The organism is Herbiconiux flava (assembly GCF_013409865.1).
Classification (GTDB): domain Bacteria; phylum Actinomycetota; class Actinomycetes; order Actinomycetales; family Microbacteriaceae; genus Herbiconiux; species Herbiconiux flava.
This window is the reverse complement of the sequence record NZ_JACCBM010000001.1, coordinates 3,546,129-3,563,868: the sequence shown is the minus strand read 5'-3', so window position 1 is coordinate 3,563,868 and position 17,740 is coordinate 3,546,129. Positions and strand designations below refer to the sequence as shown.

15 protein-coding genes are annotated in these 17,740 nt (G+C 71.6%); 4 read left to right on the top strand and 11 right to left on the bottom strand.

Annotated features, from left to right (window positions below; all coding sequences use genetic code 11):
- Position 1: 1 nt before the first annotated feature.
- Entirely contained in the window at positions 2 to 1,312 is a 1,311-nt protein-coding gene (locus BJ984_RS17030; protein ID WP_179549018.1) for a carboxylesterase family protein, read from the bottom strand.
- A 264-nt stretch (positions 1,313 to 1,576) separates the two neighbouring features.
- Here BJ984_RS17030 and BJ984_RS17025 point away from each other — a divergent pair, with 264 nt between their 5' ends.
- Together BJ984_RS17025 and BJ984_RS17020 are read left to right on the top strand one after the other, a co-directional pair.
- Entirely contained in the window at positions 1,577 to 2,965 is a 1,389-nt protein-coding gene (locus BJ984_RS17025; RefSeq protein ID WP_179549017.1) for a hemolysin family protein, read from the top strand.
- On the top strand, positions 2,962 to 3,999 hold the full coding sequence (locus BJ984_RS17020) for a hemolysin family protein (protein ID WP_179549016.1): 1,038 nt from the start codon (positions 2,962 to 2,964) through the stop codon (positions 3,997 to 3,999). The genes BJ984_RS17025 and BJ984_RS17020 overlap by 4 nt, the downstream gene beginning before the upstream one ends.
- Positions 4,000 to 4,091: 92 nt before the next feature.
- Here BJ984_RS17020 and BJ984_RS17015 read toward each other — a convergent pair whose 3' ends face one another.
- The 9 genes from BJ984_RS17015 to BJ984_RS16975 all read right to left on the bottom strand — a co-directional run bounded on the left by BJ984_RS17015 (position 4,092) and on the right by BJ984_RS16975 (position 14,468).
- Positions 4,092 to 5,567: an MFS transporter gene (locus BJ984_RS17015; protein ID WP_179549015.1), complete on the bottom strand. Its 1,476-nt coding sequence runs from the start codon at positions 5,565 to 5,567 to the stop codon at positions 4,092 to 4,094.
- A gap of 174 nt (positions 5,568 to 5,741) precedes the next feature.
- The gene (locus tag BJ984_RS17010; protein ID WP_179549014.1) at positions 5,742 to 7,265 is read right to left on the bottom strand and encodes an amidohydrolase family protein; all 1,524 of its coding nucleotides are present in this window, start codon (positions 7,263 to 7,265) and stop codon (positions 5,742 to 5,744) included.
- Between the two features lie 23 nt (positions 7,266 to 7,288).
- Complete coding sequence (locus BJ984_RS17005) at positions 7,289 to 8,239, bottom strand: nucleoside hydrolase (RefSeq protein ID WP_218870110.1); 951 nt, start codon at positions 8,237 to 8,239, stop codon at positions 7,289 to 7,291.
- 6 nt (positions 8,240 to 8,245) lie between these two features.
- Positions 8,246 to 9,367 carry a BMP family lipoprotein gene (locus tag BJ984_RS17000; protein WP_179549013.1) on the bottom strand — a complete coding sequence of 374 codons (1,122 nt, stop codon included), beginning with the start codon at positions 9,365 to 9,367 and terminating at the stop codon, positions 8,246 to 8,248.
- Positions 9,368 to 9,426: 59 nt separating this feature from the next.
- Entirely contained in the window at positions 9,427 to 10,146 is a 720-nt protein-coding gene (locus BJ984_RS16995) for a VOC family protein (RefSeq protein ID WP_179549012.1), read from the bottom strand.
- Between the two features lie 311 nt (positions 10,147 to 10,457).
- Complete coding sequence (locus BJ984_RS16990; protein ID WP_179549011.1) at positions 10,458 to 10,838, bottom strand: hypothetical protein; 381 nt, start codon at positions 10,836 to 10,838, stop codon at positions 10,458 to 10,460.
- Between the two features lie 66 nt (positions 10,839 to 10,904).
- A complete protein-coding gene (gene arfA / locus BJ984_RS16985; protein WP_179549010.1) occupies positions 10,905 to 12,416 on the bottom strand; it encodes an arabinosylfuranosidase ArfA in 1,512 nt (503 codons plus the stop codon).
- Positions 12,417 to 12,524: 108 nt separating this feature from the next.
- Positions 12,525 to 13,541 (bottom strand): LacI family DNA-binding transcriptional regulator, encoded by a 1,017-nt coding sequence (locus BJ984_RS16980; RefSeq protein WP_179549009.1) that lies wholly within the window; start codon positions 13,539 to 13,541, stop codon positions 12,525 to 12,527.
- A 9-nt stretch (positions 13,542 to 13,550) separates the two neighbouring features.
- Positions 13,551 to 14,468 carry an oxygenase MpaB family protein gene (locus tag BJ984_RS16975; RefSeq protein WP_179549008.1) on the bottom strand — a complete coding sequence of 306 codons (918 nt, stop codon included), beginning with the start codon at positions 14,466 to 14,468 and terminating at the stop codon, positions 13,551 to 13,553.
- 11 nt (positions 14,469 to 14,479) lie between these two features.
- On the opposite strand from BJ984_RS16975, the gene BJ984_RS16970 reads away from it, so the two are divergent.
- Positions 14,480 to 15,334, top strand: a complete 855-nt coding sequence (locus BJ984_RS16970) for an ABC transporter ATP-binding protein (RefSeq protein ID WP_179549007.1) — start codon at positions 14,480 to 14,482, stop codon at positions 15,332 to 15,334.
- Positions 15,316 to 16,896: a transporter gene (locus BJ984_RS16965; RefSeq protein ID WP_179549006.1), complete on the top strand. Its 1,581-nt coding sequence runs from the start codon at positions 15,316 to 15,318 to the stop codon at positions 16,894 to 16,896. The genes BJ984_RS16970 and BJ984_RS16965 overlap by 19 nt, the downstream gene beginning before the upstream one ends.
- Positions 16,897 to 16,922: 26 nt before the next feature.
- Here BJ984_RS16965 and BJ984_RS16960 read toward each other — a convergent pair whose 3' ends face one another.
- Entirely contained in the window at positions 16,923 to 17,732 is an 810-nt protein-coding gene (locus BJ984_RS16960) for a DUF1206 domain-containing protein (protein WP_179549005.1), read from the bottom strand.
- Positions 17,733 to 17,740: the final 8 nt, after the last annotated feature.

Below are 17,740 nucleotides of genomic sequence, written 5' to 3'. Positions count from 1 at the left end.
GTCAGACGCGCCAGTGGCGCAGGGCGCCCGGCACCGCGCCCGCGGCGGCGAGGCGGCCGTACGCGAAGTCGCCCCACACCCGCCGCACCTCGCGGGCGGCCGCGGCCAGAGCGTCCGGCGTCGCGCCCGCCACGAGCGCCGCGCGCGACCAGGTGTCCCAGGTGCCGAAGAGCAGCGGGAGGTCGATCGTGTGGCAGGCGCCGTACGGGTTTCCGGGGGCCGCCCAGGAGATCACGTAGCGGTGGGCGACGCCGCCGGCCCGTGCGTGCCGCCGCGCGAACAGTGCCGCCGGGCGACCGTAGACGATGCTGGTGACGAGGGCGACGAGCATCCGCTGCACGCCCCGGCCCACGACGGGGAGAGCGGCCAGCCGCTTCACCGCCGGAACCCGCGCCACGAACAATCGCGCCTCCTCGGCCGTGTTGCCGACGAGCACCTCGATCGACGGCGCCACCGCCCGCCACGCCGCCTCGACGAGCGGCTCGGGCGGCAGCGGATCGTGCCCGTACTGCGTGCCGAACGGCATCCCGGCGAGCAGCCCGAAGCGCTTGGCGGGGGCGGCGACCCGCTCCTGCAGGGCGACCACCTCGGAGGCGTCCATCGTGGGCGTGACCGCGGCTGCCACCCGACCCATCGCCTCGCTCATCCGGGCCCGGCCACGCGCGATGCCGAGCGGCGCGCTCTGGACGACGGCCCGCGTGAAGAGCCGGGGTGCCTCCGGGAGCGTCATCAGATGCGCCACCGCGTCACCGCCCGCCGACTCGCCGAACGCCGTGACCCGGCGCGGGTCGCCCCCGAAGGCGGCGATGTTGCGCTGCACCCAGCGGAACGCCTCGAGCTGATCGAGGAGGCCGAGGTTCGCCGGCCGCTCGCCCGAGGCGAGGTAGCCGAAGAGGCCGAGGCGGTAGGTCACCGCGACCACGATCACGCGCTGCTCGCGCACGAGCGGGGCCGGATCCATGATCGCGAGGTCGCCGGCGCCCGAGGTGTACGAGCCGCCGTGGATCCACACCATCACCGGCACCCGCTCGCCCTCGCCGAGATCGCCGGGCAGCGTGATCGTCAGCCGCTGGCAGTGCTCGTCGGCCGCGAGCTCGCCCCAGCGGGTGCCGAGCACCTCGTCGAGGAACGCGTTCGGCGGCTGAGGGCACGCGGGCGCGGGCTCGACGGCGGGCCGCACATCCGTCCAGGCCTCGACCGGCACGGGCCGTTCGAACCTCTCGGCGTGCGCGTACGGCACGCCCTGCACCCGCACGACGTCGCCGTCACGCCGCCCCTGGACGGGCCCGCACGGCGGGTGGAAGACGTTCACCCCTCCATGATCCCGGATGCGCGCTGAGAGCCGCCCGCACACCGACGCCGCTCGCCCGCCCGGCACCCCGCCCGCCCGCCACCCCGCCCGCTCACCCCGTCCGAGCCCGCGCCCACCGCCGTCCGGGCGCTTTTCCAGCCGCCCCCACTACGCTGGACGGCATGGACGACCCTCCCCATCACAGACCCGTGCCCCTTGCCGACCGGAACCACGGCGCTCACCCGATAGGTGTAGCCCGCGCGCTCATTCGCAGGGGGCCCACCCTTGTCTGAGCTGATCATGCTCGCGATCGGCCTCGTGCTGACCATCGGCACCGGGTTCTTCGTCGCCAGCGAGTTCGCCCTGGTCAACCTCGACCGCCACGACCTCGAGCAGCGCCAGGCGCGCGGCGAGAAGCGGCTCGGATCGACCATCTCCGCCCTGCGCATCACCTCGACCCACCTCTCGGGCGCGCAGCTCGGCATCACCCTCACCACCCTGCTCACGGGGTACACCTTCGAGCCGGCCATCTCCTCGCTCCTGCGTGAGCCCCTGACCGGCGTCGGCATCCCCGAGACGGTGGTCCCCGGCATCGGGGCGGTGCTGGGCATCCTGATCGCCACCCTGTTCTCGATGGTCATCGGCGAGCTCGTGCCGAAGAACTTCGCGCTGGCGCTGCCCCGGCAGACCGCGAAGGTCGTGGTGCCGTTCCAGGTGCTCTTCACGACGGTCTTCAAGCCGGTCATCCTGCTGTTCAACAACACGGCCAACGCGCTCATCCGCGCGATGGGCATCGAGCCGAAGGAGGAGCTCTCGGGCGCCCGCTCGGCTGAGGAGCTCGGCTCGCTCGTGCGCCGCTCCGCCCTGGAGGGCATGCTCGACACCGACCACGCGACGCTGCTCGGCCGCACCCTCACGTTCTCCGAACGCGAGACCGCCGACGTCATGACCCCGCGCGTGCGCATGGCGAGCGTCACCCCCGACAACACCGCGGCCGACGTCGTGGCGCTCGCGCAGCGCACCGGATTCTCCCGCTTCCCGGTCACGGGCACGAGCGTCGACGACATCGTCGGCGTCGTGCACGTCAAGCAGGGCTTCGGCATCGATCCGGATGCCCGGCAGGCCGTCCCCGTCGCCGAGCTCATGGTCGACCCGCTCTTCGTGCCCGAATCGATGGGCATCGACACGCTGCTCGGCCTCCTGCGCCGCAACGGCTTCCAGATCGCGATCGCGACCGACGAGCACGGCGGTACGGCCGGCATCGTCACCCTCGAGGACCTGGTCGAAGAGCTCGTCGGCGAGCTCGAGGACGAGCACGACCGCCTCCGTGCGGGCATCGTGCGCACGGGACGCTCGATCACGTTCGACGCGAGCCTCAGGCCCGACGAGCTGCAGGCCCGCACGGGCATCCGTGTGCCCACCGAGGACGACCACGAGACCGTCGCCGGCTACGTGATCGACGAGCTCGACCGCCTGCCCGAGCTCGGCGACGAGATCGGAATCGAGGGCGGCGTGCTGCGGGTCGAACGCGTCGACGGGCTGCGGCTCGACCGGCTGCGCTTCATCCCCGAAGAGCTGCCCGCCGACGCCGCGACCGCGAGCCCGGCCGAGGGCACACCCGCCGAAGGCGCCCCCGCCACCCTTCTCGACGCCCGACTGGAGGAGCAGCGATGAACGACATCGTTCCCGGAATCGTGTGGCTCGTCGTGCTGCTCGTCGTCAACGCCTTCTTCGTCGGCGCCGAGTTCGCCGTGATCTCGGCCCGCCGCTCGCAGATCGAGCCGCGCGCCGAGGCCGGCAGCAAGGCCGCGAAGACGACGCTCTGGGCAATGGAGCACGCCACGCTCATGCTGGCCACCAGCCAGCTCGGCATCACGGTGTGCTCGCTGGTCATCCTGAACGTGTCGGAACCGGCCATCCACCACCTGCTCGAGTACCCGCTCGCGCTCACGCCGCTCAGCCCCGAGCTGATCGGCGGCGTCGCGTTCGTGATCGCGCTGGTGCTCGTGACCTTCCTGCACGTCGTGTTCGGCGAGATGGTGCCGAAGAACCTCAGCTTCTCGGTGCCCGACCGCGCCGCGCTCATCCTCGCGCCGCCGCTGGTGTTCGTGTCGAAGGTCGTGCGCCCGGTGATCTGGACGCTGAACGGGCTGGCCAACCTCATCCTGCGCGCCTTCCGGGTCACGCCGAAAGACGAGGCGACGAGCTCGTACACCCTCGACGAGGTCGCGTCGATCGTGGAGCAGTCGACCCGCGAGGGGGTGCTGACGGATGCGTCGGGCACTCTCACCGCCGCGTTCGAGTTCACGACGAAGAAGGTGCGCGACGTCGAGGTGCCGATCGCCGAGATGGTGCTGCTGCCCGCTGGGGCGACCCCGCGGGACATCCAGCGGGCGGTCGCGTCGCACGGCTTCTCGCGCTACATCCTCACGGATGCGGCGGGGGAGCCCGAGGGGTACCTGCACCTGAAGGACGTGATGGATCTGGCGGGCGACGCCTTCGACGCGCCCGTGCCCGGGAAGCGCATCCGTCGCCTGACCTCGGTGGCGCGCGACGCCGATCTCGAGGACGCCCTCGAGGGCATGCGCCGCCGCGGCTCGCACGTGGCCCGCTCGCTGACCGCCGCGGGCGAGGTCACGGGCGTGCTCTTCCTCGAGGACATCATCGAGGAGCTCGTCGGCGAGGTCTCCGACGCGACGAGCGCGTAGCGCGGAAATCGACTCGGCCCTAGCCGTTCGAGAACCCGAGGGTTGACGACGGCTAGGGCCGAGTCGATCGGATGCCCGTGCGGGCCCGAGGGTCAGTGCACGGGCAGCGCGGCCGACGAGGGGTCGGCTGCCTGGGGGAGCAGCTCCTCCTTCGAGCCGCGGATGAGCGCGGCCGCGATGATCGACGCCAGCACGAGGCCCACGGCCGAGGCGAGGAACGCCGCCGAGTAGCCGCTCGTGAAGGCCTGCAGCTGCGCGACCCCGGCCGCGGTGCCGGCGGCGGGCGAGAAGCCCGACACGGCCGAGGCGTAGATCGCGGTGAACACCGACAGGCCGATCGAGCCGCCGATCTGCATCGCCGAGTTCGCGGTGGCCGAGGCGGCTCCCGCGTCGTGCGGGGCGACGCCCGAGAGCGCGAGGTTCTGCAGCGGCACGAAGACCATCGCCATGCCGACGCCGATCACGATCAGCGCGGGCAGCACCTGCACGAGGTACGAGCCGTCGGCCGTGATGAAGCTGAGGTAGACCAGGCCGGCGGCGGCGATGAGAGGGCCGCCGATCATCAGCGGGCGCGGTCCGATCGCGGGCAGCAGCTTGGTGGCGATGGGCGCGACGACCATGATCACCGCGGTCATCGGCAGGCTGGCGAGCCCGGCGGGCAGCGGGTCGAGCCCGAGCACGATCTGCAGGTGGAACGCCAGGTACAGCATCGCGCCGATCATCACGCTGCCGACGATCGCCTGCACGAGGAAGGCGCCGCCGCGCACGCGGTTGGTGACGATCCGGAGCGGCAGCAGCGGCTGCGCCACGCGGCGCTCGATCACGACGAAGAGCACCAGGAGGCCGACGCCGAGCGCGAGGAAGCCGATCGTGTCGAGTTCGCCCCAGCCGCCCTCGGCCAGGCTGAAGCCGTAGACCAGCGAGCCGAGCCCGAGCGTGACCGTGATGGCGCCGAGCACGTCGTAGCGGTTGTCGCCCTCGGCCTTGGACTCCTTGACCAGCAGCATGCCGCCGATCAGCCCGACGATCACGAAGAAGACGTTGACGAGCAGGCACCAGCGCCAGTCGGCGAACTCGGTGAGCACGCCGCCGAGCACGAGGCCGACGGCGGCGCCCGCACCCGCGACCGTGCCGAACACGGCGAAGGCGGTGTTGCGCTCGCGGCCGCCGGGGAAGGTGACGGTCAGCAGGGCCAGCGCGGCGGGGGCGAGCAGCGCGGCGAAGACGCCCTGCAGCCCGCGAGCGAGGATGAGCTCGGTGCCGTTCTGCGCCAGTCCGCCGAAGGCGGAGGCGACGCCGAAGCCGAGCATGCCGACGAGGTAGGTGCGCTTGCGGCCCCAGTAGTCGGCGATGCGGCCGCCGAGCAGCAGCAGTGCGCCGAACGCGAGCGCGTAGGCCGTGACGACCCACTGGCGCTCGACGTCGCTGAGGCCGAGCTGCTCCTGCGCCTGGGGCAGGGCGATGTTGACGATGGTGCCGTCGAGCACGACCACGAGCTGGGTGAGTGCGAGCACGACGAGGGCCCACCACCGGTTCGGGGTTCGGGCGGATGAGACGGTTCGGGACATAGAGGTGACCTCCGGGCTTCGATGCGGATGCGGGGATGCCGGAGGTTTTCAGCCTCGGATCGGCCACGCCCTGCCGCGCACCGGGGAGCGCGGGGCCCGCGGGCGCACAGCGCAGCCCGGGGGCACGAGGGAAGGGGACCGACCACACCAACGGGGGTTGGTCAGACCGACAGCCTACCCCGCCGGAGACCAGGCTCGTAAGTAGGCCTCCCGGATCGCGGGTTCGAGCGACTCCTGCAGCCGCCGCCACTCGGGCAGCTGCGCCTCGAGGTACGCCGACGCCTCCGCGCGGAACTCCGCCAGCAGCGCGTCCTCGTCGACCAGCGTGCTGCGGCCGCCCCGCAGCACGCACCGTCCGTCGACCCACACCTCGGCGATCGAGGCGCCGTTCTCGGCGAACACGAGCTGCTGTGCAGCGTCGTTCAGCGGGGTGAACGCGGTCGTCGCGGCGAGGTCGTAGACCACGATGTCGGCGGCGAGTCCGGGGGTGAGCGATCCGGTGCGGTCGCTCCAGCCGGCGGCGCGGGCGCCGGCGACCGTTCCGGCGTGCAGCACCTCGGAGACGAGCGGCCACCGCCGGTAGTCGGGGTCGCCCAGGGTGTGGGCGAGCGCGGTCTGCTTCAGCACGTCGAGCATCCGCATCGTGTCGTTGCTCGAGGCCCCGTCGGAGCCGAGCGCCACCCGCACGCCCGCGTCGTGCATCGCCCGCCAGGGCAGCGTGCCCGAGCCGAGCTTGAGGTTCGAGATCGGGTTGTGGGCGACGGTCGCGCCCGAGGCCGCCAGCAGCTCGAGGTCGTGCGGGGTGAGCCAGATGCCGTGGGCGGCGGTGAGGTTCGGGCCGAGCACGCCGAGTGCGTCGAGGTGCTCGACGATCGTGCGGCCGGGATAGCGGCCGCGTGCGAGGGTCTGCTGCAGCTTCGTCTCGAGCAGGTGCGTGTGCAGCACCTCGCCGTGCTCGCGGGCCTGGTCCGCCGCCCGCACCAGGAACTCGTCGGTGACGCGCTGCGGGGCGCTCGGCGAGAGGGCGTAGCGGATGCGGGGGTACGGCCGGGCGAGCATCCGCGCCTCGGCCGAGAACGCGAAGAACGCCTCCTGCACCACGGCGCTCGGCGGCATCGAGTCGCGGCTCGCGGCCAGCACCTCGGCGGGCAGCACCTCGTCGGCGAAGGGCAGGCGGTCGACGATGGGCACGTCGATCCCGGTTCCGGTGCAGGTGGCGCGGATGCCCGTGGCGTCGTACGCCCGGAAGACCTCCGCGATGCCGGCCGGCGTCTGGCCGGGCAGCTCGCCGGTGTCGTCGAGCAGCGTGGTGGCGCCGCCCCGCAGCGACTCGAGCGCGGCGACCACCGTGCGGAGATGCACGAGCCGCGACGGCACCGGCGCGACCCCGGTGGGCGGGTAGCTGAGCAGCGTCCACACCTCGAGCGGCAGCGGTGCGCTCGTGCCCCGCAGCAGGATCTCCCACGAGTGCGTGTGCGCGTTCACCAGCCCGGGCGTCAGCAGCAGCCCGCTCGCGTCGACGACGGTGGTGCCGGGTGAGGGCACCGGGCGGCCGGGCAGCGACACGTCGGCGACCGCCCGGATGTCGGCGCCCTCGACCAGCACGTCGGCCCGGAAGGGGGTCGCCCCGTGCGCCTCGTCGAGCGCGATGACGAGGGCGTTCCGCCACAGCGTCTGCGGGAGTGGGGGCGTGCGCATGGGTTCGACCGTAGCCCGCTCCACTACGGCAGCCGCGCGATGCGGGCGGTGAGCTCGGCGTAGAACGGCTCGGCGTCGACGTCGCGGGCGTAGAACACGTTCGGCGGGAGGCCCGTGACGCCCCACCAGTCGGCGACGAGCATCCCCATCGTCAGCTCGCTGCCCGTCTCGACCCGTGCGTTGATCGAACGCCCGTGGAAGAGCTCGGGCCGCAGCAGGTACAGCGGCACGACGGGGCCGTGCAGCGGGGCGCCGTCCCAGCCGTACTTCTCGAGGTCGAAGACCTGCGAGAAGGTCAGCAGCTCGTCGACCGCGCGCCCGCAGCGGGTGCCGAGGGCCGAGAACGCGTCGAGCCGCTCGCGGGTGTTCCGCAACTGGTGGGTGACGTCGAGCGGCAGCATCACCAGACGGATGCCCGACCCGAGCACGATGGCGGCGGCGTGCGGGTCGACGAAGACGTTGAACTCCGCCGCGGGCGTGATGTTGCCCACCTCGAAGTAGGCGCCCGCCATCATCACGACCTGGTCGATGTGCTCCGCGATGTCGGGCGCCTCCGTCAGGGCGACGGCGAGGGTGGTCATGCTGCAGAACTGCGCGATGGTGATGCCGCCCGGAGGAGCCGCGCGGCAGAGGCGGATGATCGCGGCGACCCCCGGCTCCTCCGACGCCCGCCCCTGCACGGGCGGGAAGGCATAGCCGTCCAGTCCGGTCTCGCCGTGCACGTGCGCGGCCGTGACGAGGGGGCGGAGGAGGGGCCGGGCGACGCCGCGGTGCACGGGGATCTGCGGAGCATCCGTCCCGGGCCCCGCCAGCTCGAGCACTTTGAACACGTTCTCGACGGTGTTCTCGAGGGTCGTGTTGCCGGCGCCGGCGACGATCGCCTGCACGTGGAAGTCCTCGGGCGAGGCGAGGATCGCGAGCAGCGCGACGGCCTGCTCCTGCCCCGGGTCGGTGATGCAGATCAGCTCGTGCACGATCGCCTACGGGGCCGAGGGGGTGTCGATGGTGATGTCGCCCGCGACGATGCCCGCCTCGATGGTGTCGAGCTCGCCCTGCAGGGTCGGCGCCACCTTCGACTCGAAGTCGTGGAACGGGCTCATCAGCACGCCACCGTTCTCGAGCGTGCCCACGTAGGGCTCGTTCGAGAAGTCACCCGTCGCCGACGCCTGGATGACCTCGGAGATCGACTTCGGCATGTCCCGGGCGATCGACGAGAACCAGATGTCGTCGTACTCGGGGTCGCTGAGATACATGTCGGTGTCGACGCCCACGAGCGCCACCGGCGTCGTCGACTCGCGGATGGCCTGCGCCGCCCCCTGGTAGATCGGCCCGCCGACCGGCACGATCACGTCGACACCCTGCTCGAGGATGCCCTGCGAGAGCACCTTCGCCGCGTTGATGTCACTGAAGTTGCCGGTGAACTGGCCCTCCTGGGTGTCGGGGTTCCAGCCGACGACCTGCACGTCGGTGCCCTTCTGGGTGTTGTGGTACTCGACGCCGCGGGCGAAGCCGTCCATGTAGAGCGTCACGGGCGGGATCTGCGCCCCGCCGTAGGTGCCGACCTTGCCGGTCGTCGTGTAGTCGGCCGCGGCGTAGCCGACGAGGAAGCCGGCCTGCGAGGTGTCCCAGACCACGGGCTTGACGTTGTCGGCGGCGATGGTGTTGTCGTCGACCATGATGAAGTGCACGTCGGGGTTCGCCGTCGCCGCCTCCTCGGTGGCCGCCGCGAGCAGATAGCCCATGGTGACGATGGTGGTGCAGCCCTGGTCGACGAGGCTCGCGATGTTCGGCGCGTAGTCGCTCTCGGTCTCCGACTGGACGTCGATGTGCTCGGTGCCGAGCGCCTCGGCCGCCATGGTGACGCCCTCGAGGCCGAGCTGGTTGAACGACTGGTCGTCGAAGCCGCCCTGGTCGCTGACGATGCAGGGAAGGGCCTCGGTCTCGCCCGACGAGGCGGTTCCGGATGCGCCGCCCGCGTCGCTCGGGGCGGAGGCGCAGCCCGCCAGAACGAGGGCGGCCGTGGCGGTGAGTGCGCCGAGGGCGCCGAACCGGGTGGCCCGGGCCCCGCCGATGAACGAGGTGGACGAAGTGGATCGGATCATGAGTGTGCTCCTTGGATGGGAGTGGTGCAGATGATGTGGTGCAGGGGGAGTTACGGGGATCAGCGCGGGGTCTCGACCCATGCGTAGATCTCCCAGATGTACCCGTCGGGATCGACGAAGTACGTCGACCGGGCGCCCCACTTGTAGACGGCGGGGGGCCCGGAGGCGGCGAGGCCGCGTGCGGTGAGCGATTCGTAGAGGGCGTCGACCTGCTCGCCGGTGTCCAACTCGACGGCGAGCATCACGTGCCCGCCGTTCTGCGCGAACTCCGCGAGCCGGGGCGACCCGTCGATCGAGGCGGCCGCGGCGAGCGAGGCGGCCGCGACGAGGGCGATGACGGTGCCGTCGCCTCCGTCGTAGCGCAGCGGGTCTCCGGATGCCCTCGAGAACCCGAGGGTCTCGAGGAACCCGCCCGTCACCTCCGGGTCGGACACCGCGAGCTCGACCTCGGCGAGACGGCTGGTGCCGCCCCCGGTGCCGCCCGCGACCGAGGGCGCGAGCGTCAGCACGAACCCGTCGGGGTCCGCGACCGGGCCGGGCCGGGCATCCGGGACCTCGAGCACCACGCGGAACGGCAGCCCCGCCCGGGACGGATAGGCCGGGCCCACCGTCTCGGCGATGCTCGGCCGCAGCCACATGGCCAGCCGCGGCCCGCTGTCGAACACGAAATCGGCGAAGCGCACGTTGCGCATCCGCCGCTCGAGGCCGAGCGTGTCGCGGTAGAAGTCGTCGGAGGCGGTCACATCGCTGTTCACGATGCAGACGTCGTCGAGTCGCATGGGTGTACCCCGTCTGGAGGAATCGTTCACTGGGCGCGCAGGGGTCCCTGACAGGGCTGGAGGCCCTGCGGGGGACGGAGCAGTCCCGCGGAGGATCAGCCGCCCGATGGGCGGACCGGTGCCTCGACGCGGGGCGCGGTCAGGAGTTGAACGAGTAGACGGCGGTGTTGTGGTGACCGCTCTGCCGGCGCAGGCAGAACCACTGGCAGAACCCCAGTGACTCGTGCGACGACCTCATGGCTCGAATCTAGGGCGCGTGTGTGACGGCCGTGTTTCGGCGCCCGAACGAGTGCGTTACGGGCGGGCAGGCGCTAGTTGTACCAGACCCGCACGCGGCCGACGACGGCGTACAGCGCCGAGAACAGCGCCAGCAGGGGCACCAGGATGCGCAGCATGTAGCTGATCACGAGGATCTCGCCGAGGTCGCCCAGCGCGAACAGCGCGATGGCGGCGACACCCGCGATGAGGGTGTTGCGGAGCGGCGTGGAGTACGTGAGCGTCGGAGCGGCGAAGCCGACCGAGGCCAGCACGATGCCGATGTCGATGAGGAACGCGCCCCAGCGCGGGTCGGTCATGTTCGGGGCGATGACCCAGAGGGCGATCGCGATGACCCAGAGCACCACGGCGACGATGCCCTTCACAGGGGCGGCCAGCAGCGTTCGCGGCTTCGGCGGCAGGACCACGGTCGTCACGTTCGATCTCCTCATTCCGATCGCGGCGTCCGACGGCCGCGGTTCCCCTCGACTCTACCGGGTCGCTCAGCCCAACGAGATCGCCGTCCACGACACGGGGGGCAGGGTGAGCGTCAGACCGCCGTCCCGCACCTCGATGCCCTCGGTCGCCGACAGGCCGACGCGCTCCGGGTCGTCCAGCACGTTCTTCGCCGAGGTGTCCGCGTCTGCCAGCGTCTGCGCCTCGCGCACGGTCACCGCGCCGAGGGCGGCGGTGTCGATGCTCACCGTCGCCGGGTCGCTCTGGCTGCGGTTCACCAGGAACACCGAGGTGGTGCCGGCCGCGGCGTCATGGGTCGCCACGGCGTCGACGAGCGGCACGGTGCCGTACACCTCGGTGTCGTAGCTGTCGGCCTCGAGCTTCACGTCGAGCGCCTCGCCCGTGGCGAGCCGGGAGGTCAGTGCGAACGGGAAGTAGGTGGTCTGCTTCCAGGCCGGCCCGCCGGGCTCGGTCATGATCGGAGCGATCACGTTCACGAGCTGCGCGAGCGACGCGCTGGTGACCCGGTCGGCGTGGCGCAGCAGCGAGATCAGCAGGTTGCCGAACACGACCGCGTCGGCGACCGAGTAGGCGTCCTCCAGCAGCCGCGGGGCGACCGGCCAGTTGTCGAGGCCCTCGATCTTGTCGACGTTCTCGTAGCGGTCGAGGTACCAGACGTTCCACTCGTCGAAGGAGATGTTCACGGTCTTCGAGGAGCCGAGCACGGCCTTCACGTGGTCGGCGGTGGCGACGACGGAGTCGATGAAGTGGTCCATGTCGACCGCCGAGGCGAGGAAGCTGCCGAGGTCGCCGTTCTTCTCCTGGTAGTAGGCGTGGCAGGAGATGTAGTCGACGTCGTCGTAGGTGTGGGTCAGGACGACCCGCTCCCACTCGCCGAACGTCGGCATGTGGGCGCTCGAGGAGCCGCAGGCGACGAGCTCGACCGAGGGGTCGAGCTGCCGCATCGCCTTCGCGGTCTGCGAGGCGAGCTTGCCGTAGTCCTCGGCCGAGCGGTGGCCGAGCTGCCACGGTCCGTCCATCTCGTTGCCGAGGCACCACATCTGCACGCCGAACGCGTCGGTGCGGCCGTTGTCGATGCGCTGCTGACTGAGCGTCGTGCCGCCGGGCAGATTGGAGTACTCGAGCAGGTCGAGCGCCTCGAGGGTGCCGCGGGTGCCGAGGTTCACGGCGAGCATGAGATCGCTCCCGACCTTGTCGAGCCAGCTCGAGAACTCGTGCAGACCGACCTCGTTGGTCTCGGTGGAGTGCCAGGCGAGGTCGAGCCGGCGGGGCCGCTCGGCGACCGGTCCGACGCTGTCCTCCCAGCGGAAGCCCGAGACGAAGTTGCCACCGGGGTAGCGGATGGTCGAGACGCCGAGCTCCTTGACGAGCTCGATCACGTCCTGCCGGAAGCCCTCCGCGTCGGCCGTGGGGTGGCCGGGCTCGTAGAGGCCGTCGTACACGCAGCGGCCGAGGTGCTCGACGAACGAGCCGAACAGGCGCCGGTTGACGAAGCCGACGGTGAAGTGGGGGTCGATGGTGAGTCGTGCGGTGACCATGGCTGTCCTTCGGAAGACGGGCGGGCGCGAGAGGCGACAGCGACAGCGCTGTCGGGTAAACGTTGTAAACGATCCTGGCCCGTTGCCTTCGGCGCCGTCAAGGGCCTCTCAGGAGCGAGTCGTCGACTCCCGCTTCAGGAGCCGCACCTGCGTCTCGTGCTCACGCGGTGCGATCGATCCCCGCGGAGCCTCGATGCGCTCGACGAGCCACCCGACGGCGACCTCTGCGATCTCGTCACGGCCGGGATCGATCGTCGAGAGCGTCGGCAGCGAGTACCGCGTCTCGTCGATGTCGTCGAAGCCGATGATCGCGACATCGTCGGGCACCCGGAGCCCGGCCTCCTGCACGACGCGCAGCGCTCCCAGGGCCAGCGGATCGTTGAAGGCCACGACTCCGTCGAAGTCGAGACCGGAGGCGATGACCGCCCGCATGGCCTCCGCGCCGTCGAAGCGGTGCCAGTCGTGCACGTCGACGATGAGCTCCGGCCGCACCGGCAGCCCCGCGGCCTCGATGGCTTCGAGGTATCCGCGGAGACGGAGGGCGGCGGAACCGGCGACCTCGTCCTGGTGCGCCCCGAACGCCAGGACACGCCGGCAGCCGAGCCCGATCAGGTGCTGCGTCGCGGCTCGGGCCCCGGCGACGTTCGGCATGGTCACATGGTCGGTCGGTCCGCCGTAGATGCGGTCGCCGAGCAGCACCAGCGGGGTCGGGATGTCGAGCATCCCGGCGTCCTCGTCGTCGAGGGTGAGCACGCTGTGCAGGATCCCGTCGACCATCTGCATGCGCGGACCTCGCAGGACGGCCAGTTCCGACTCCTTGTCGTAGCCGCTGATCTGCTCGATCAGCACGTACAGGCCGCGCTGATGCGCTGCCGTCATCACGGCCCCGGCCAGCTCGGCGAAGTACGCGTTCCGGAGGTCGGGGATGATGAGGCCGATCGCTCCGCTGCGACCCGATCGCAGACCGCGAGCCGTGAGATTGGGGCGGTAGTCCAGCTCCTCGATCGCGGCCAGCACCCTCGCCCGGGTCTCGGGACGGATGTGCGGGAAGTCGTTGATGACGTTCGACACCGTCTTGATCGACACCCCGGCGCGGCGCGCGACGTCGTGCAGGGTGATCGCCATTGCCGAAGACTACAAGGCCGCTTCCCGCTCCAGTCGACGGATGCGCGACAGCGCGGCCTCCTCCGACGACGATTCGCTGCCCATCACGCGCCGCACCACGGCGAGCACGCGGCCGGTGGCCCAGATCACCGGCAGGGGCGAGCGGCGGAGGCCGAGCATCCGCCGGTACTCCTTGGGCAGCGACGCCACGGCGCCGGCGAACATGACGCGGTAGGCGGGCAGGAAGCCCTTCGCGAGCGGCGGGCGGCGGATGAACCGCACCGCCTCGCGCACACGCTCGTCGCTCTTCAGCACCCCGGAGGCCCGGAACGCCTCGAGCTGGGCGCGGAGCTCGCGCTCGCTCCGCGGAGCATCCTGCACACCGATGAGCTCGCCCGCCTTCGACCACTCGCGCACGTACTGATCGGCGCCACCGGGGATCGGGGCGTCCCAGAGGGTGTGGCTGGCGAGGAAGGCGTCGGTGAAGACCACGTGCACCCACGACAGCAGCTCGGGGTCGCCGGCCGTGTAGGGCACCGTCTCGCCGTGGTTGTCGACGTATTCGCCGCGCACCCGCTCGTGGAAGTGGGCGACCCGGCCCGACTCGCGGTCGGCCACGACCGTGTCGGCGAAGGTCACGGTGACGAGCCAGCGGATGGTGCCCGTGAGGCGGCCGAGCGGGTCCTCCTTGTAGCGCGACCAGTCGTGCACCCCCGCCATCGCGCCCGGGTGCAGCGTCTGCATGAGCAGGGCCCGGATGCCCGCCACCATCGTCGCCATGCCGCCGTGCACCGCCCAGGACGCGGAGCCGGGGCCGAAGTAGCCGACGTCGTCGCCCTCGGCGATGGCCTGCACCCAGGCCGGCCGGCCGTCGCTCTGCCCCGAGAGGGTGGAGAGCAGGTGCGAGCGCCAGCGGTCCCGCCGTTCGGAGCTGCGCGGGGTGGCCATCCTCCGAGCGTATGCCGCCTCTGGGCGTGGGCATTTGTCGCAGCCTGCGAGTTCGGCCAGAGTTGGGGGTACCGATACGACGACATCTGGGGGATGCCTTGTCCGATCCATCAGCACCGGCGCTGCAGCTGAACGGTCTCAGCAAGCGCTTCGGCGACAAGCTCGCCGTCGACGACCTGAGCCTCACGGTCCCGACCGGCTCGTTCTACGGCCTCGTCGGCCCGAACGGCGCAGGCAAGACCACGACGCTCTCGATGGCCACGGGCCTCCTCCGGCCGGATGCGGGGCAGTCGCTCGTGCACGGCGTCGACCTGTGGCGCGAACCGTTGAAGGCCAAGGCCCTGATCGGCAACCTCAGCGACGGCGTCAAGCTCTTCGACCGGCTCACGGGCGAGCAGCTCGTCACCTACAACGGACTGCTCTTCGGCCTCGAGCGCGCCGAGGTGGCCGAGCGCGTCGCCGACCTGCTGAAGCTGCTCGACCTCGAGCAGGCCGCCGGCACCCTCGTGGTCGACTACTCGGCCGGCATGACGAAGAAGATCGCGCTCGCGTGCGCGCTCGTGCACGCCCCGCGCCTGCTGGTGCTCGACGAGCCGTTCGAGTCGGTCGACCCGGTGTCGGCCGCGAACATCCGCGACATCCTGGCCGGCTACGTGCAGAACGGCGGCACGGTCATCGTCTCCAGCCACGTGATGGACCTGGTGCAGCGCATGTGCGACCACGTCGCCGTCGTCGCGAACGGCAGGGTGCTCGTCGCGGGCACCGTCGACGAGGTGCGCGGCGACTCGACCCTGGAGGACCGGTTCGTCGAGCTCGTCGGCGGCCGCACGCACGCGGAGGGGCCGGAATGGTTGCGACGCTCGTAAGGCTGCGGCTGCTCGTCCTCCGCAACTCGCTGAAGCGCAGCCCCTGGCAGCTCGTCGCCGTGATCATCGGCGGCCTCTACGGGCTCGGACTGCTGCTCGGCGTCGTCGCCGGGCTGATCGCGCTCGCCTTCGCGCCGGTCGAACTGACCTCGACCGTGCTCGTACTCGTCGGCGCCGTCGTGGTGCTCGGCTGGATCGTCGTGCCGTTGTTCGCGTTCGGCATCGACCAGACCCTCGACCCGGCGCGGCTCTCGGTCTTCCCTGTGCCGCTGAACACCCTGCTGGCGGGGCTCACGCTCTCCGGGGTGCTGGGCGTGCCCGGCATCGTGACCGCCATCGCCGCGGTCGCGACGGCCGCGAGCTGGATCCGTTCCCCGCTCGCCGCGGTCGCCGCCGTGATCGGCGGCCTTATCGCGCTGCTGATCTGCGTGGTCGGCTCGCGGGCCGTGGCCGCCCTGTCGACGACGCTGCAGTCCAAGCGGCGGTTCCGCGAGCTCGGCGGCGTGCTGGTGTTCATCCCGATCATCCTGCTCGGGCCCATCATCATCGGACTCGGCCGCACCCTCGCCGTCTCGGCAGAGCAGCTGCCCGAGATCGCCCGCGTGGTCGGCTGGACGCCGTTCGGCGCCCCGTGGGCGATCGCCGCCGACGTCGCCATCGGCGACTGGGGGCCCGCCCTGGTGAAGCTCGTGATCGCCCTCGCGACCCTGGCCGTGCTGCTCGTGGTCTGGCGGGCGGCGCTCGCCGCGGCCCTGGTGACCCCGCCGGCGTCCGGGGCCAGGCGCGTCGCCAAGGGGAAGACCGGGATGTTCGGCCTGCTGCCCGCGACGCCGGCCGGTGCCGTGGCCGCCCGCGCCCTCACCTACTGGCGCCGCGACCCGCGGTACGCCCGCCAGCTCATCACCGTGCCGCTCGTGCCGGTGCTGCTCTGGTTCTACTCGGCGAACGGCTCCGGGGAGTGGGTCTTCACCCTCACCGGCCCGATCATCGCCTTCTTCCTCGGCATCGCGCTCTACGCGGACATCTCCTTCGACGGCACGGCCTTCGCCACCCATGTCGCCGACGGCGTGCGCGGGCTCGACGACCGGCTCGGCCGGATCGGGGCGCTGGCGCTCATCTCGGTGCCGCTGGTGCTGCTCGGCACGGTCATCCCGGTGGGTGTCATCGGTGCCTGGGACCGGCTGCCGATGCTGCTCGGGCTGTCGGCCGCCGCGCTGCTCAGCGGCTTCGCCGTCGTCAGCGTCTCCTCGGCGCGCATCGTGATCCCGGTGCCGCAGGCGGGGGACAACCCCTTTAAGTCCGCACCCGGCGCCGGTTTCACGACCGCCCTCTCGGGCTTCGCGACCTGGGGGATCGTCCTGCTGCTCACGATCCCCGCTGTGGTGCTCGCGGTGCTCAGCCTCGCACTGGACTCCGCCCTGTTCGGCTGGCTCACCCTCGCGGTGGGCCTCGGCCTCGGTGGCGGGCTGCTCGTGCTGGGGCTGCGCTGGGGAGGCTCGCTGCTCGACCGCTCGGCGCCCGAGGTGCTCGCGCGGCTGAAGTCGCTGCGCTCGGCGGCGTAGCGCAACCGCTCAGCCCCGCGCATCCCTCAGAGCTTCGCGAGCCTCGCCCGGGCGATCAGGAACAGCCCGTAGGCCAGGAAGCCGATGCCGACGGCCACGAGCAGCACGACGCCGAACGGCAGCTCGGCCAGCACCTTGAGCGCTCCGTCGAGGCCCGAGGCGGTGGCCGAGTCGGAGCTGACCGCCGCGACCACGAAGAGCACCCCGACCACCACGAGGGCGATGCCCTGGGAGGCGTAGCCCGCGACCCCGAGGCCGAGCACCACCCGCCCGGCCGCGCCGCCCGGCACGACGATCAGCTTGCGGAAGCCGCGGCGCACCGCGATCGCCACGAAGCCGATGCCGAAGCCGCCCACCGTGAGACCCACGGCGACGAGGAGGAAGACCCCGCCGGGGGTCGCGAGCAGCCGGGCGCTCAGCGTCTGGCTGGTGTCGGAGCCGCTGGTCGAGCCGCCCAGTGCGAAGATCAGCGCCGTGGCGCCCAGCACGACGTAGACGACCGACTTGGCGGCCTCGTTGAACCGGCGACCCCAGGTCTTGGCCGTGCCTCCTGCGTGCACGAGCGGCAGCGACACGATCTGGAACAGCCCCAGGGTGAACAGCGCGACGACCGACGCCCAGAGCACGAAGAGCCCACCGGGGGTCTCGGCCAGCTGGCGGAGCGCCCCTGACTGGTCGGCCTCGCCGCCTCCCACACCCGGCAGCGCGACGCCGATCGCGATCAGCCCGATCAGGATGTGCAGCATGCCGTTCACGGCGAAACCGCTTCGCGCCACCACGCGGAACACCGGGTTGCGGCTGACGTCGCGAGCGGCGCTCTTCGCGGTGGGGGACATCCCTCCAG

Bases quoted from the DNA above. Each gene is read 5' to 3' on its own strand.
- BJ984_RS16960 (WP_179549005.1), bottom strand. From the start codon at position 17,732: ATGTCCCCCACCGCGAAGAGCGCCGCTCGCGACGTCAGCCGCAACCCG.
- arfA (WP_179549010.1), bottom strand. From the start codon at position 12,416: ATGGTCACCGCACGACTCACCATCGACCCCCACTTCACCGTCGGCTTC.
- BJ984_RS17010 (WP_179549014.1), bottom strand. From the start codon at position 7,265: ATGCGCACGCCCCCACTCCCGCAGACGCTGTGGCGGAACGCCCTCGTC.
- BJ984_RS16975 (WP_179549008.1), bottom strand. From the start codon at position 14,468: ATGGCCACCCCGCGCAGCTCCGAACGGCGGGACCGCTGGCGCTCGCAC.
- BJ984_RS17015 (WP_179549015.1), bottom strand. From the start codon at position 5,567: ATGTCCCGAACCGTCTCATCCGCCCGAACCCCGAACCGGTGGTGGGCC.
- BJ984_RS16970 (WP_179549007.1), top strand. From the start codon at position 14,480: ATGCCGCCTCTGGGCGTGGGCATTTGTCGCAGCCTGCGAGTTCGGCCA.
- BJ984_RS16980 (WP_179549009.1), bottom strand. From the start codon at position 13,541: ATGGCGATCACCCTGCACGACGTCGCGCGCCGCGCCGGGGTGTCGATC.
- BJ984_RS16995 (WP_179549012.1), bottom strand. From the start codon at position 10,146: ATGCGACTCGACGACGTCTGCATCGTGAACAGCGATGTGACCGCCTCC.
- BJ984_RS17020 (WP_179549016.1), top strand. From the start codon at position 2,962: ATGAACGACATCGTTCCCGGAATCGTGTGGCTCGTCGTGCTGCTCGTC.
- BJ984_RS17000 (WP_179549013.1), bottom strand. From the start codon at position 9,367: ATGATCCGATCCACTTCGTCCACCTCGTTCATCGGCGGGGCCCGGGCC.
- BJ984_RS16965 (WP_179549006.1), top strand. From the start codon at position 15,316: ATGGTTGCGACGCTCGTAAGGCTGCGGCTGCTCGTCCTCCGCAACTCG.